We start from the raw sequence: 13,917 nt of genomic DNA, 5'->3' as shown, positions 1-13,917 counted from the left end.
GGGAAAAGCGCCAATCTTGAGCACTTCGTGCGACTTTAGGCGTAACCCGGTACCTGCGACCTTTAGACCAATGGACGACACACCTTTTGTATGAAGGCTCGGCGTAAGCATAGCGACCTATGTATAATGCCGCCGCTGACCAAAGAGTCACGATGGCAGACCGCTCTGGAACAGGGCCCTCCGCTACAAAGCAGGACTAATACAATAGTCCACCCGCTTGACGCTCGACTGATGCAACCCAACATCACCGCGAAGAAACCTCGACCTTTCGCTCATGGATGACTTTGAACGAACGCGCTCCACCCGGCGCATCTCGAGTTTCTGCGCACGCTTTCAGCAAAGAAGAGAGTTAATCCGAATATGCCCACCCGCTCGAAGATCATCTACACCTTCACCGACGAAGCCCCAGCCCTCGCCACCTATTCACTGCTGCCTATCGTAGAGGCCTTCACCGCTTCCGCTGATATTGCCGTGGAAACCCGCGACATCTCCCTCGCAGGGCGCATCCTCGCAAGCTTCCCCGAGCAACTGGGCACCAAGGCCGTACCGGACCACCTCGCCGAACTGGGCGACCTGGCCGTTACCCCTGAAGCCAACATCATCAAGCTGCCTAACATCAGCGCCTCGACCCCGCAGCTGCAAGCGGCGATCAAGGAACTGCAGGCCCAGGGCTACGCCCTGCCGGACTACCCGGAAACCGTAACCACCGACGCGGAAAAAGAAACCCGTGCACGTTACGACAAGGTCAAGGGCAGCGCCGTGAACCCGGTACTGCGCGAAGGCAACTCCGACCGCCGCGCGCCGCTGTCGGTCAAGAACTACGCTCGCAAGCACCCGCACAAGATGGGCGCCTGGGCTGCAGACTCCAAGTCCCACGTTGCCCACATGAGCAACGGCGACTTCTACGGCAGCGAAAAAGCCGTGCAGATCGAAGCCGCTGACGCTGTCAAGATCGAGCTGGTCGCCCAGGACGGCACCACCACCGTCCTGAAAGAAAATACCAGCGTCAAGGCCGGCGAAATCATCGACAGCGCGGTACTGAGCAAGAACGCCCTGCGCAGCTTCATCGCCGCTGAAATTGAAGACGCCAAGAAACAAGGCGTGCTGCTGTCGGTCCACCTGAAAGCCACCATGATGAAGGTCTCCGACCCGATCATGTTCGGCCAGATCGTTGCCGAATTCTATAAAGACGCCCTGGCCAAGCACGCAGACGTGCTGGCACAAATCGGCTTCAACCTGAACAACGGCATCGGCGACCTGTACGCCCGCATCAAGGCCCTGCCGGCCGAGCAGCAGGCGCAGATCGAAGCTGACATCCAGGCGGTCTACGCCGCTCGCCCTTCCCTGGCGATGGTCAACTCCGACAAAGGCATCACCAACCTGCACGTGCCGAGCGACGTGATCGTCGACGCCTCGATGCCGGCCATGATCCGTGACTCCGGCAAGATGTGGGGCACCGACGGCCAGCTGCACGACACCAAGGCCGTGATCCCGGATCGCTGCTACGCCACCATCTACCAGGCGGTGATCGAAGAGTGCAAGGCCAACGGCGCCTTCGACCCTACCACCATGGGCAGCGTGCCAAACGTTGGCCTGATGGCGAAAAAAGCCGAAGAGTACGGCTCCCACGACAAGACGTTCCAGGTCAAGGCTGACGGCGTCGTCCGCGTGACCGACAGCAAGGGCAACCTGCTGATGGAACAGAAAGTCGAAGCCGGCGACATCTTCCGCATGTGCCAGACCCAAGACGCGCCGATCCAGGACTGGGTCAAGCTGGCCGTCAACCGTGCCCGCGCCAGCAACACCCCGGCCATCTTCTGGCTGGACCCCAAGCGTGCACACGACGGCGTCGTGGTCGAGAAAGTCCAGGCCTACCTGAAAGACCACAACACCGAAGGCCTGGACATCCGCATCATGTCGCCGGTCGACGCGATGAAGTTCACCCTGGAACGTACCCGCAAAGGCCTGGACACCATCTCGGTGACCGGCAACGTACTGCGCGACTATCTGACCGACCTGTTCCCGATCATGGAACTGGGCACCAGCGCCAAGATGCTGTCCATCGTACCGCTGATGAATGGCGGCGGCCTGTTCGAAACCGGCGCCGGCGGTTCGGCGCCGAAGCACGTGCAACAGCTGCTGGAAGAGAACTTCCTGCGCTGGGATTCCCTGGGTGAGTTCCTGGCCCTGGCCGCTTCCCTCGAGCATTTGGGTGTGACGTACAACAACCCGAAAGCCCTGGTGCTGTCCAAGACCCTGGACCAGGCCACCGGCCAGTTCCTCGACAACAACAAGTCGCCATCGCGCAAAGTCGGCAACATCGACAACCGCGGCAGCCACTTCTACCTGGCGCTGTACTGGGCCCAGGCCCTGGCCGCCCAGACCGAAGACACTGCACTGCAAGGTCAATTCAGCGAACTGGCCAAGACCCTGGCCGCGAACGAAGCAACCATCGTTGCCGAGCTCAATGCCGTACAGGGCAAGCCAGTGGACATCGGCGGCTACTACGCGCCGAACCCGGAGCTGACCAGCAAGGCCATGCGCCCAAGCAACACCCTCAATGCGGCGATTGCCAAGTTGAAGTAAGGTTGTAGGGATGCATCACAAACCCCGGCCACGTGCCGGGGTTTGTGTTTTCAGGGTTTATGCAACACCGTATTCCTCGCGCCATGCGGCCTCGATAATCGCCAGGAACTGCGGTTTGTACCAAGGCTCCCAGCCCGGCCGCTGCTTGAGTTCAACCCCAAACCCCGGCAGCGCAGGCAAATGCGCGAGCGCTTCGACGTTTTTCAAGCCCGGCACCTGGGCAAACCAGGGTAAAAGCGTCACACCGACTCCCGCCTGGACCGCTGAACGCAGCGACATCAAGTCTTCAGACTCATACACGCAGCGCCACCTGATGCCACTCTCCTCCAAACGCCGAATCGCCAGGCTCCTGAACACGCAGGGCGCCTTGAACAGCGCCAGCGAAACTTCCTGCCCTTCCATGGGGGCTGCCGCACACTCGCCACCCAGCCACATCAACGAAAGTGCATGCAAAGGCACGCCAGCGACTTTTGGCAACTCATCAATCATCAGGCCAATATCGATTCGTCCCTCACTGAACGCCTCCGCGAGCAACAGGGAACGCGCGACCTTGACCACAATTCGCACTGAAGGTAATTCAAGCGCCAGAGCAGGAATAACGCGCTGCAGGATTTCCTCGCTGAAATATTCGGGAATACCCAGCGTCACGGACTCTTGAGTGCGACTGGCATCAAACAGGCTCCCCACTTTGTCGTTGACGCTGACCATTTGCTGGGCATAGCCGGTCAAGCGCTCTCCTTCGAGGGTGAGCAACACCTGCCGATTGTCGCGGGCAAAAAGCTCGACACCCAGCAAATCCTCAAGTCGTCGAATTTGCTGGCTGATTGCCGGCTGGGTCAGGCTCAACGCTTGCGCGGCCCGGGTGAAACTGCCCAGTTCTGCGACCTTGAGGAAACTGCGCAGCGACTGAATATCAAGATTGACTCTCATGCCACACCCATGGGAGTGAGTAATTATTCCCTGCCATTAGTGCAAGGCGCCCGCTATACCTGTCAAGACTACCTACTTGGCGCGCACATGATTCATCCAATAAACCCCTGCCCCTGAAACAACAAACCCTACAATCGCCACCCCACTCGGCACCTCACCCAACACCAACGACGCCATGATCTGCGTGACCGCCGGAATCACATGAAACAAGTTCGTCGCCTTACTCGCCTCCCCGCGTCGAATCATCAAATACAGCAGCGTCAGCGCACCCACGGAGTTCATCAGCGTGATCCAGGCCACCGACGCTGCGAATGGAACCCACTCGGTGACCTGCATGGTTTCAGTGGTGTATGCCAGCAGCAACATGACCAACGACGCGGTGACCATCTGAATGAAACACCCCACCCATAGATTCACCCCGCCAAGAAAGCGCTTCTGGTAGAGCGTGCCAAGCGTGATACCCAATAGCGCCAAGCCCACCGCGCCGTAACCACCCACTGACGCCTCGGAGCCAAAAAAGCTGCTGGCCACGACGATGGCCACGCCGCCAACACCCAGGATCGAACCCGGCAGGTCGCGCCAGCTCAATTGTTCACCCAGGCAGAAATAGGCACCGATCACCACGAACACCGGCATCAGCCCGACGATCAATGCCGCCTGCCCTGCGGGAACGCCGTGGCTGATGCCGGTGTAAAGGCCGCCGAACTGCAGGGCCTGCAACAGCAGCCCCACTGTCGCAGCATGGAGGTAGGGGGCAAGTCGTTTAGGCCATTGCGCCTTGATGGCGAGTGCAACGCCCAGGAACACCAGGGCAGCCAGGGCAAACCGATAGAACGTCATGGTGAAGGGCTCGCCATAACGCACACCGTACGCACCGCCGATGTAGCCGGAACTCCACAGCAGGATGAAGACAATGGGCAGTGGCGATGTAAGGCGTACTTCGTAGCTTTTATCGGCAATAGGGTTCATGACACTCTCCAAACTGAGGGTTCTGGAGAGATAAGCTGCGCCAGGCGCTGAAATCGGTAAAATCATAAAATGTCAGGCGCATCATGCAGATTGCTTATGCATCATCCTTGTGGGAGGGGGATTGCCCCTCCCACACTGCTGTAATCCTGCTCCAAGACTGCGCTGCATTCAGAATCGAGAGGCATCCCATGACCTGGCAACCCCACATCACCGTCGCCACCATCGTCGAAGACAACGGCAAGTTCCTGATGGTCGAAGAACTCAAGGGCGGCCGCGCCGTGCTCAACCAGCCTGCCGGCCACCTCGACCCAGACGAGACCCTGACCGAGGCCGCCGTGCGCGAAACCCTCGAGGAAACCGGCTGGGACGTGGAAGCCACCGGCATCGTCGGCATCTACCTGTACACCGCACCCAGCAACGGGGTTACCTATCAACGCGTCTGCTTTATTGCCAAGGCACTGAAACACCACCCGGACTATCAACTGGACGAAGGCATCCTGCGCGCCCGCTGGCTGAGCCGTGACGAGCTGATGGCCGTGCGCGACGACTGGCGTAGCGAGCTGATCATCCGCTGTATCGATGATTATCTGGCCGGCCAGCGTCACAGCCTGGAATTGATCCGCCCTTCTCTTTAGCCTTGCGGGCCCAGGCCTGTTAGAATCGCGTCCTTTTTCAAGACACCCGTTGAAACCCTATGCGTGATCCAGCCCCTTCTGACACACAAAAGAAGCGCGTCATCGTCGGCATGTCCGGCGGCGTGGATTCTTCCGTTTCCGCCGTTCTGCTCATGGAGCAGGGTTATGAGGTGGAAGGCCTGTTCATGAAGAACTGGGAAGAAGACGATGGAACGGAATATTGCACCGCCATGGACGACCTCGCGGACGCCCAGGCCGTGTGCGACAAAATTGGCATCAAGCTGCACACCGCCAACTTCGCCGCCGAGTACTGGGACAACGTGTTCGAGCACTTCCTGGCCGAATACAAGGCTGGTCGCACGCCGAACCCGGACATCCTGTGCAACCGCGAAATCAAGTTCAAGGCGTTCCTCGACTACGCCATGATCCTTGGCGCCGACCTGATTGCCACTGGCCACTACGTGCGTCGCCGCGACATCGATGGCCGTACCGAACTGCTCAAGGGCCTGGACCCGAACAAGGACCAGAGCTACTTCCTGCACGCCGTCGGCGGTGAACAGATCGCCAAGACCCTGTTCCCGGTGGGCGAGCTGGAAAAGCCCGAAGTCCGCAGGATCGCCGAGCAACACGGCTTGGCGACCGCCAAGAAGAAGGATTCCACCGGGATCTGTTTTATCGGCGAGCGCCGTTTCAGCGACTTCCTCAAGCAGTACCTGCCGGCGCAACCGGGCGAGATCAAGACCACCGACGGCGAAGTGATCGGCCGTCACCATGGCTTGATGTACCACACCATCGGCCAGCGCCAGGGCCTGGGCATCGGCGGCTTGAAGGATGCCGGCGAAGAGCCATGGTACGTGCTGGTCAAGGACCTGGAGCACAACGTGCTGATCGTCGGCCAGGGCAATGAACACCCGCTGCTGTTCTCGGGCGCGCTGCTGGCGTCGGAGATCTATTGGGTCAACCCGATCGACCTGAGCACCCCGCGCCGCCTGACGGCCAAGGTGCGCTATCGCCAGGGCGACCAGCCCTGCACCCTGGAAAAAACCGCGACGGGCTACCGCGCCACCTTTGATGACCCGCAACGTGCGGTCACTCCTGGCCAGTCCGTGGTGTTCTATGACGGCGAAATCTGCCTGGGCGGCGGCGTGATTGAAGTCGCCGAAGCCTGGAGCAACCCGGCATGAGCCCGACCCAGGAGCAATTGACGGCACTCGGCGGGGTATTTCTCTCCGCCGTGCTGGTGGACAAGATCGCCAAGACCGGCCAGGTCACCGAAGCCGGCCTGACCTGCATGCTCGGCAGCCTGCTGATCCGCGACCCCAAGGACACCCTGGAAGTCTACGGCGGCGACGACCTCGCACTGCGTGAAGGTTATCGCGCCCTGATCGGCGCCCTGGAGCGCGACCCCAGCACCTTGCAGCGCGAGCCGCTGCGCTACGCCCTGTCGATGCTCGGCCTCGAGCGCCAGTTGGCCAAGCGCGAAGACATGCTGGAAACCATCGGCAAACGCCTGCCACAGATCCAGTCCCAGGTAGAACACTTCGGCCCGGCCCACGAAAACGTGATCGCCGCCTGCGGTGCGCTGTACCAGGACACCTTGAGCACCTTGCGCCAACGCATCCAGGTGCACGGCGACATGCGCAACCTGCAGCAACCGAACAACGCCTCGAAAATCCGCGCACTGCTGCTGGCCGGTATTCGGTCGGCGCGGTTGTGGCGGCAATTGGGCGGTCATCGTTGGCAGCTGGTGATCAGCCGACGCAAATTGCTCAAAGAGCTTTACCCGTTGATGCGCAACGAATAAGTCGCACCGACAGGCTATTTTCAAGCCGTTACGCGTAATACGCCGGTCAGTTGGCAACGGACCGGCGAATTTTTTCATGTATGATACGCGCCCCATTTCGTTGCCCGACTGTCCGAGAACACCCCATGCAGCTCTCTTCGCTCACTGCGGTTTCCCCTGTTGACGGCCGCTACGCCGGCAAAACCCAGGCCCTGCGCCCTATTTTCAGCGAATACGGCCTGATCCGTGCTCGTGTACTGGTTGAAGTGCGCTGGCTCCAGCGCCTGGCCGCTCACCCCGCCATCAGCGAAGTACCGGCGTTCTCCGCCGAAGCCAACGCTGTACTCGATGCCCTGGCGGACAACTTCTCCCTGGAGCACGCCGAGCGTGTGAAAGAGATCGAGCGCACCACCAACCACGACGTCAAGGCCATCGAATACCTGCTCAAGGAGCAGGCGGCCAAGCTGCCGGAACTGGCCAAGGTCAGCGAATTCATCCACTTTGCCTGCACCAGCGAGGACATCAACAACCTGTCCCACGCCTTGATGCTGCGCGAAGGCCGTGATGACGTGATGCTGCCGCTGATGCGCCAGACCGCCGAAGCCATCCGCGAGCTGGCCATCCGTTTCGCCGACGTGCCGATGCTGTCGCGCACCCACGGCCAGCCGGCATCGCCGACTACCCTGGGCAAGGAACTCGCCAACGTGGTGTACCGCCTGGAGCGCCAGATCGCTCAAGTCGCTGCAGTCCCACTGCTGGGCAAGATCAACGGCGCTGTCGGCAACTACAACGCCCACCTGTCGGCCTACCCGGAGATCGACTGGGAAGCCAACGCCCGCGCCTTCATCGAAGACGAGCTGGGCCTGGGCTTCAACCCGTACACCACGCAGATCGAACCGCACGACTACATCGCCGAGCTGTTCGACGCCATTGCGCGCTTCAACACCATCCTGATCGACTTCGATCGCGATATCTGGGGCTACATCTCCCTGGGCTACTTCAAGCAGCGCACCATTGCCGGTGAAATCGGTTCGTCGACCATGCCGCACAAGGTCAACCCGATCGACTTCGAAAACTCCGAAGGCAACCTCGGCATCGCCAACGCCCTGTTCCAGCACCTGGCCAGCAAGTTGCCGATCTCCCGCTGGCAGCGCGACCTGACCGACTCCACCGTACTGCGCAACCTCGGCGTGGGCTTTGCCCACAGCGTGATCGCGTACGAAGCCAGCCTCAAAGGCATCAGCAAACTGGAGCTCAACGCGCAGAAAATCGCCGCTGACCTGGACGCGTGCTGGGAAGTGCTGGCCGAGCCGATCCAGACCGTGATGCGCCGCTACAACATCGAAAACCCTTACGAGAAGCTGAAAGAGTTGACCCGTGGCAAGGGCATCAGCCCTGAAGCACTGCAAACTTTCATCGACGGCCTGGACATGCCAGCCGCGGCCAAGGCCGAGCTGAAACTGCTCACCCCGGCCAACTACATCGGCAACGCTGTAGAGCAAGCCAAGCGCATCTGATTAGCGCAAGCCCCCTTGAGACGCCCGGCCGCGCCGGGCGTTTTTATTTCAGTCTGAAAAGTGCTTTTTTTCAATAGGTTACACATGAATCCTGATATCCCTCTTCAACTTCTGGGCGGCATCACGGCACGGGAATTCCTGCGCGACTACTGGCAGAAAAAACCACTGCTGATCCGCCAGGCGATCCCTGACTTCGAAAGCCCGATCGACGCCGACGAACTCGCCGGCCTGGCCCTGGAAGAAGAAGTCGAATCGCGCCTGGTGATCGAACACGGCGAACGCCCGTGGGAACTGCGCCGCGGCCCCTTCGCCGAAGACGCCTTCAGCACCCTGCCTGAGCGTGAGTGGACCCTGCTGGTACAGGCGGTCGACCAGTTCGTGCCGGAAGTGGCCGAGTTGCTGGAGCAGTTCCGCTTCCTGCCAAGCTGGCGCATCGACGATGTGATGATCAGCTTTGCCGCACCCGGCGGCAGCGTAGGCCCGCACTTCGACAACTACGACGTGTTCCTGCTGCAGGCCCAGGGCAAGCGCAACTGGAAGATCGGCCAGATGTGCAGCTCCGAAAGCCCGCTGCTGCAACACGCCGACCTGCGCATCCTCGCCGAATTCGAAGAAAGCGCCGAATGGGTGCTGGAACCGGGCGACATGCTCTACCTGCCGCCACGCCTGGCGCATTTCGGCATCGCCGAAGATGACTGCATGACGTACTCGGTGGGCTTTCGCGCCCCAAGCGCCGCCGAAGTGCTGACCCACTTCACCGACTTCCTCGCCCAGTACCTGACCGACGAAGAGCGCTACACCGACGCCGACGCGCAGCCGGTCAGCGACCCGCACCAGATCCAGAGCGACGCCCTCGACCGCCTCAAGAGCCTGCTGGCCGAGCACATGAGCGACGAGCGCATGCTGCTGACCTGGTTCGGCCAATTCATGACCGAGCCGCGCTACCCGGAACTGGTGGCGGGCGAAGAACTGGGCGAAGACGACTTCATCAACAGCCTGCAGGACGGTGCGATCCTGGTGCGCAACCCAAGCGCGCGCATGGCCTGGTCGGAAGTCGACGATGACGTCCTGCTGTTCGCCAGCGGCCAGAGCCGTTACCTGCCGGGCAAACTGCGCGAACTGCTGAAACTGGTCTGCGCCGCCGATGCCCTGCACGCCGAAAACCTCGGCGAATGGCTGTTGGACGAAGACGCCCGCGACCTGCTGTGCGAACTGGTCAAGCAAGGAAGCCTGGGGTTTGCCGATGAATAGGATTCACGTAGGTGTCGCGGACTGGCATAAGGATATCGCCGAGATTCGGCGCATTCGTGAAGCGGTATTTATCGCTGAACAGTCCGTCCCACCTGAACTTGAGTGGGATGCGGACGACGCAGACGCAGTGCATTTCCTTGCATTCGAAGGCGACTTTCCGATTGGTACCGCGCGCCTGCTGCCCAGCGGCGAGATCGGCCGGGTGTCGGTACTCAAGGACTGGCGCGGGCTGAAGGTCGGCGACAAGCTGATGGAAGCGGTGATTGGCGTGGCCGAGCAACGTGGCCAGACCAAGCAGTTCCTGAGCGCGCAGGTGTATGCGGCGCCGTTCTATGAGCGACTGGGCTTCAAGATCGTCAGCGAGGAATTCCTGGAAGTCGGGATTCCCCATGTCGATATGGTGCGCGGGGCCTGATCCCTGCTGTAAGGGCTTGCCTGTGGTGAGCCAGCTTGCCTGTGGTCCTGTGGTAAGCGGGCTTGCCCCGCGCTGGGCTGCGCAGCAGCCCCAAACCAAACGCCGCATTCTTTCCGTAAGAACGCGGCGTTTTTTATAGGGGCTGCTACGCAGCCCAGCGCGGGGCAAGCCCGCTCACCACAGGCAAGCCCGCTTACTACACTCCAGGCCGACAAACTGGCACTATCAAGCCCAAATGACTCGCAGAGATCACGGACATGTCCCTACGCACCCTGCTCACCGCCCTCCTCCTCACCGCCAGTTGCTCGGCAATGGCCGACACCGAAGTCGTCAACCTGAGCAACCGCACCAGCACCGACCTGCTCCCGGTTGCGCAGAACTTCATCGGCAAGGACGGCACCGTCAGCGCCTACGGCAACCAGCTTATCGTTAACGCTGCCCCCGGCAAGATCCAGGACCTGCGCACGCTGCTCGCCCAGCTGGATACACCAGCCAAACGTCTGCTGATCACCGTCGATACCAATGAAAACAACCAGCAGAACAGCGGCGACAGCCAGACCCGCATCATTAGCTACGGCACCGCCAGCCGCGACGGCGGCATCCAGCAGATTCAGGCCAGCGAAGGCGTGCCCGCGCTGATCCAGGTCGGCCAGAGCGTGCCAATGACCACCACTCAGCCTGACGCCTACGGTCGCCCGCAGAACCAGACCCAGTACCGCAACGTCACCCAGGGCTTCTATGTCACCGCCAGCGTCACCGGCGAGACCGTGCATCTGGCGATCAGTACCAACCGTGACCGCATGAGCCAGGAACGTCCCGATGTAGTGAATGTGCAAAGCACCGACACAACCGTCAGCGGGCGCCTTGGCGAATGGATCCCCCTGGCCGGCATCAACCGCGAGACCCAGGCCGACAAATCCTCCACAACCCGCAGCTACTCTACCCAGGGCCGCGATGACCTGACGTTGCGGGTTAAGGTCGACACCCTGAACTGAAGCACCAAAAACTGACTGATGAGTCGTATTAGACTAAAGATGTAGTGCCTGAAAAAAAGCACTACAAAACATTTGACGATCCAAAAAAGCATGGGCATGATGGCCTCGCTCCCGCTAATCAGGGGCCCTGGCAAGGGCCTTCGGATCGACGCTCCAAGCTACCCACCCGAGCCGATTCGTGTCTGTACCGCCCACAAGGTGTGTTTGACGAGGTTGCGACTGGAACGAAGTTGTCCCGAGGGACGGAAGCTAACCAGGTAACCCGGCTACACACTGATGGATCGTACAAAGGCCCACGATGCCCGAAGACCGTTCGCAGTTCGCCCTTACCTGCTCAACTCCCCCCTTGAGCCATCGTTCATCCCGTCGCCTGCCCCGCCGAACTTGACTTGAACACCTGAGCTTCTGGTCAGCGAGCAGCCATAACCACGCATTCACTACGTGGCTGGCAAATGGAATTTTCCACCTAGACCTATGCGACGAGGTTTTCCCCCATGGCACTGACACGCGAACAGCAAATTGCAGCCCTCGAGAAAGACTGGGCTGAAAACCCACGCTGGAAAGGCGTAACCCGCGCTTATTCCGCTGCTGACGTCGTCCGCCTGCGTGGCTCGGTTCAACCTGAGCACACCTTTGCAAAACTCGGCGCCGAGAAGCTGTGGAAGCTGGTCACCCAAGGTGCCAAGCCGTCCTTCCGCCCCGAGAAAGATTTCGTCAACTGCATGGGCGCCCTCACTGGCGGCCAGGCAGTCCAACAGGTGAAAGCCGGTATCCAGGCGATCTACCTGTCCGGCTGGCAAGTGGCAGCGGACAACAACTCCGCTGAATCCATGTACCCCGACCAATCGCTGTACCCGGTGGACTCCGTGCCGACCGTGGTCAAGCGCATCAACAACTCGTTCCGTCGTGCCGACCAGATCCAGTGGAAAGCCGGTAAAGGCCCGGGTGATGAAGGCTACATCGACTACTTCGCGCCCATCGTGGCCGACGCCGAAGCCGGTTTCGGCGGCGTACTGAACGCCTACGAGCTGATGAAGAGCATGATCGAGGCTGGCGCGGCCGGCGTGCACTTCGAAGACCAACTGGCTTCGGTGAAGAAATGCGGCCACATGGGCGGCAAGGTACTGGTACCGACCCAGGAAGCTGTACAGAAGCTGACGGCTGCCCGTCTGGCGGCTGACGTTGCCGGCACGCCAACCATCATCCTGGCCCGTACCGACGCCAACGCCGCGGACCTGCTGACCTCGGACTGCGACCCGTACGACCAGCCGTTCGTAACCGGCGAACGCACCCAGGAAGGTTTCTACAAAGTGCGCGCCGGTCTCGACCAGGCCATCGCCCGCGGCCTGGCCTACGCACCGTACGCCGACCTGATCTGGTGCGAAACCGCCAAGCCGGACCTGGACGAAGCGCGTCGCTTTGCCGAAGCGATCAAGAAGGAATACCCGGACCAACTGCTGTCCTACAACTGCTCGCCTTCCTTCAACTGGAAAAAGAACCTGGACGACGCGACCATCGCCAAGTTCCAGCGCGAACTGTCCGCCATGGGCTACAAGCACCAGTTCATCACCCTGGCCGGCATTCACAACATGTGGCACAGCATGTTCAACCTGGCGCACGACTACGCCCGCAACGACATGACTGCCTACGTGAAGCTGCAGGAGCAGGAATTCGCTGACGCCGCCAAGGGCTACACCTTCGTGGCCCACCAGCAGGAAGTCGGCACCGGCTACTTCGACGACATGACCACCGTGATCCAGGGCGGCACCTCGTCCGTGACCGCGCTGACCGGTTCGACCGAAGAAGAGCAGTTCCACTGATCGATGTGAGTACACGGCCACGGCGGACCCGTTAAAGAGCTAACCGCAGTGCCGCACGACAATCACGCCCCGACTGGTTCGGGGCGTTTTTTTGCCGGTACACATCACGCTGGTTCACCAAAGCCAAATGTGGGAGGAGGCAACTCCCTCCCACATGAGGAACGCTTGCAGCCTGAAGATTTTGTGCAAAACCTTGATCCAGAGCGGTATTTGCCGCAGATAAATCGGTTAAAAGATCCGCTCCAACAACTCGCGCTAATCAGGCAAGTAACAGCAACTTACTCCGCTGTATGAGAAACAATCGCTTAAACCCCACGCAAACAATATTCATTATCATTTAGAACATAAAAACTTCGTTACAGGTTAAACAAAACACATTTGATCAAATGCCCGCTAATGCCCGCCCCGCAAGGGCTACAGCCCCAAGAAGGTGCACTATGTGCTTATTCCATCGAATAATTTCGCCCTAGGAATTTTACTTGCCCGGTGTTTAGCCATAAAATCACCGCGATTGATTGCAGTGCGACATATCGTCACTGCATCGTTACTTTTTCGAGCTCAGAGACCTTTGCTCTCTGTTAAGGATTTCCAGCATGACCGAAGCGACAGGACTCATGGCCCACAACTGGGGCTTTGCCATTTTCCTCCTCGGTGTTGTCGGCCTTTGCGCCTTCATGCTCGGTGTGTCCAGCCTCCTCGGGTCAAAAGCCTGGGGCCGCAGCAAGAATGAACCGTTCGAATCCGGCATGCTGCCTACAGGTGGCGCCCGCTTGCGGCTCTCAGCCAAATTCTATCTGGTCGCGATGCTCTTCGTGATCTTCGACATCGAAGCCCTCTTTCTCTTTGCCTGGTCTGTGTCCGTCCGCGAAAGCGGCTGGACCGGATTCGTCGAAGCCCTCGTTTTCATAGCAATTCTGTTGGCAGGCCTTGTCTACCTATTTCGAGTGGGCGCCCTTGACTGGGCTCCGGAAGCTCGTCGTAAGCGGCAAGCGAAGCTGAAACAATGAGGCTTTGGC

Annotated in this window: 12 protein-coding genes; 10 read left to right on the top strand and 2 right to left on the bottom strand. The window is 60.2% G+C overall.

From position 1 onward, the window contains the following. The first annotated feature begins 360 nt into the window (after positions 1 to 360). Positions 361 to 2,586 carry an NADP-dependent isocitrate dehydrogenase gene (locus BFQ01_RS23300; protein ID WP_065927072.1) on the top strand — a complete coding sequence of 742 codons (2,226 nt, stop codon included), beginning with the start codon at positions 361 to 363 and terminating at the stop codon, positions 2,584 to 2,586. 57 nt (positions 2,587 to 2,643) lie between these two features. On the opposite strand, the gene BFQ01_RS23295 is transcribed toward BFQ01_RS23300, so the two are convergent. Both BFQ01_RS23295 and BFQ01_RS23290 read right to left on the bottom strand, forming a co-directional pair. Then, complete coding sequence (locus BFQ01_RS23295) at positions 2,644 to 3,516, bottom strand: LysR family transcriptional regulator (protein WP_065927071.1); 873 nt, start codon at positions 3,514 to 3,516, stop codon at positions 2,644 to 2,646. A 72-nt stretch (positions 3,517 to 3,588) separates the two neighbouring features. Next, entirely contained in the window at positions 3,589 to 4,485 is an 897-nt protein-coding gene (locus BFQ01_RS23290) for a DMT family transporter (RefSeq protein ID WP_065927070.1), read from the bottom strand. A gap of 188 nt (positions 4,486 to 4,673) precedes the next feature. Here BFQ01_RS23290 and BFQ01_RS23285 point away from each other — a divergent pair, with 188 nt between their 5' ends. The 9 genes from BFQ01_RS23285 (at position 4,674) to BFQ01_RS23245 (ending at position 13,908) form a co-directional block, all read left to right on the top strand. Continuing rightward, positions 4,674 to 5,120, top strand: coding sequence for an NUDIX hydrolase (locus BFQ01_RS23285; protein ID WP_065927069.1), 447 nt, complete (start codon positions 4,674 to 4,676; stop codon positions 5,118 to 5,120). A gap of 59 nt (positions 5,121 to 5,179) precedes the next feature. Next, a complete protein-coding gene (mnmA, locus tag BFQ01_RS23280) occupies positions 5,180 to 6,304 on the top strand; it encodes a tRNA 2-thiouridine(34) synthase MnmA (RefSeq protein ID WP_065927068.1) in 1,125 nt (374 codons plus the stop codon). Then, the gene (gene hflD / locus BFQ01_RS23275) at positions 6,301 to 6,924 is read left to right on the top strand and encodes a high frequency lysogenization protein HflD (RefSeq protein WP_027606331.1); all 624 of its coding nucleotides are present in this window, start codon (positions 6,301 to 6,303) and stop codon (positions 6,922 to 6,924) included. Before mnmA ends, hflD begins: the two co-directional genes overlap by 4 nt. Before the next feature lie 125 nt (positions 6,925 to 7,049). Continuing rightward, positions 7,050 to 8,420 carry an adenylosuccinate lyase gene (gene purB / locus BFQ01_RS23270; protein WP_065927067.1) on the top strand — a complete coding sequence of 457 codons (1,371 nt, stop codon included), beginning with the start codon at positions 7,050 to 7,052 and terminating at the stop codon, positions 8,418 to 8,420. A gap of 84 nt (positions 8,421 to 8,504) precedes the next feature. Next, positions 8,505 to 9,671, top strand: coding sequence for a ribosomal protein uL16 3-hydroxylase (locus BFQ01_RS23265; RefSeq protein ID WP_027606329.1), 1,167 nt, complete (start codon positions 8,505 to 8,507; stop codon positions 9,669 to 9,671). Then, the gene (locus BFQ01_RS23260) at positions 9,664 to 10,086 is read left to right on the top strand and encodes a GNAT family N-acetyltransferase (RefSeq protein WP_065927066.1); all 423 of its coding nucleotides are present in this window, start codon (positions 9,664 to 9,666) and stop codon (positions 10,084 to 10,086) included. Before BFQ01_RS23265 ends, BFQ01_RS23260 begins: the two co-directional genes overlap by 8 nt. A 257-nt stretch (positions 10,087 to 10,343) precedes the next feature. Further along, the gene (locus BFQ01_RS23255; RefSeq protein ID WP_065927065.1) at positions 10,344 to 11,081 is read left to right on the top strand and encodes a secretin N-terminal domain-containing protein; all 738 of its coding nucleotides are present in this window, start codon (positions 10,344 to 10,346) and stop codon (positions 11,079 to 11,081) included. A gap of 494 nt (positions 11,082 to 11,575) precedes the next feature. Continuing rightward, positions 11,576 to 12,901, top strand: a complete 1,326-nt coding sequence (gene aceA, locus BFQ01_RS23250) for an isocitrate lyase (RefSeq protein ID WP_003219577.1) — start codon at positions 11,576 to 11,578, stop codon at positions 12,899 to 12,901. Between the two features lie 593 nt (positions 12,902 to 13,494). Beyond that, positions 13,495 to 13,908, top strand: coding sequence for an NADH-quinone oxidoreductase subunit A (locus tag BFQ01_RS23245; protein ID WP_003219575.1), 414 nt, complete (start codon positions 13,495 to 13,497; stop codon positions 13,906 to 13,908). Positions 13,909 to 13,917 lie beyond the last annotated feature (9 nt).

The sequence above is a fragment of the Pseudomonas sp. 8 R 14 genome (genome assembly GCF_900005955.1).
Classification (GTDB): domain Bacteria; phylum Pseudomonadota; class Gammaproteobacteria; order Pseudomonadales; family Pseudomonadaceae; genus Aquipseudomonas; species Aquipseudomonas marginalis.
This window is presented reverse-complemented; position numbering and strand designations above follow the sequence as displayed.

What these genes read in the sequence shown, in the direction of transcription:
- mnmA (WP_065927068.1), top strand. Translation starts at nt 5,180, where the DNA reads ATGCGTGATCCAGCCCCTTCTGACACACAAAAGAAGCGCGTCATCGTC.
- BFQ01_RS23255 (WP_065927065.1), top strand. Translation starts at nt 10,344, where the DNA reads ATGTCCCTACGCACCCTGCTCACCGCCCTCCTCCTCACCGCCAGTTGC.
- BFQ01_RS23295 (WP_065927071.1), bottom strand. Translation starts at nt 3,516, where the DNA reads ATGAGAGTCAATCTTGATATTCAGTCGCTGCGCAGTTTCCTCAAGGTC.
- BFQ01_RS23260 (WP_065927066.1), top strand. Translation starts at nt 9,664, where the DNA reads ATGAATAGGATTCACGTAGGTGTCGCGGACTGGCATAAGGATATCGCC.
- BFQ01_RS23285 (WP_065927069.1), top strand. Translation starts at nt 4,674, where the DNA reads ATGACCTGGCAACCCCACATCACCGTCGCCACCATCGTCGAAGACAAC.
- BFQ01_RS23290 (WP_065927070.1), bottom strand. Translation starts at nt 4,485, where the DNA reads ATGAACCCTATTGCCGATAAAAGCTACGAAGTACGCCTTACATCGCCA.
- aceA (WP_003219577.1), top strand. Translation starts at nt 11,576, where the DNA reads ATGGCACTGACACGCGAACAGCAAATTGCAGCCCTCGAGAAAGACTGG.
- BFQ01_RS23265 (WP_027606329.1), top strand. Translation starts at nt 8,505, where the DNA reads ATGAATCCTGATATCCCTCTTCAACTTCTGGGCGGCATCACGGCACGG.
- purB (WP_065927067.1), top strand. Translation starts at nt 7,050, where the DNA reads ATGCAGCTCTCTTCGCTCACTGCGGTTTCCCCTGTTGACGGCCGCTAC.
- BFQ01_RS23300 (WP_065927072.1), top strand. Translation starts at nt 361, where the DNA reads ATGCCCACCCGCTCGAAGATCATCTACACCTTCACCGACGAAGCCCCA.
- hflD (WP_027606331.1), top strand. Translation starts at nt 6,301, where the DNA reads ATGAGCCCGACCCAGGAGCAATTGACGGCACTCGGCGGGGTATTTCTC.
- BFQ01_RS23245 (WP_003219575.1), top strand. Translation starts at nt 13,495, where the DNA reads ATGACCGAAGCGACAGGACTCATGGCCCACAACTGGGGCTTTGCCATT.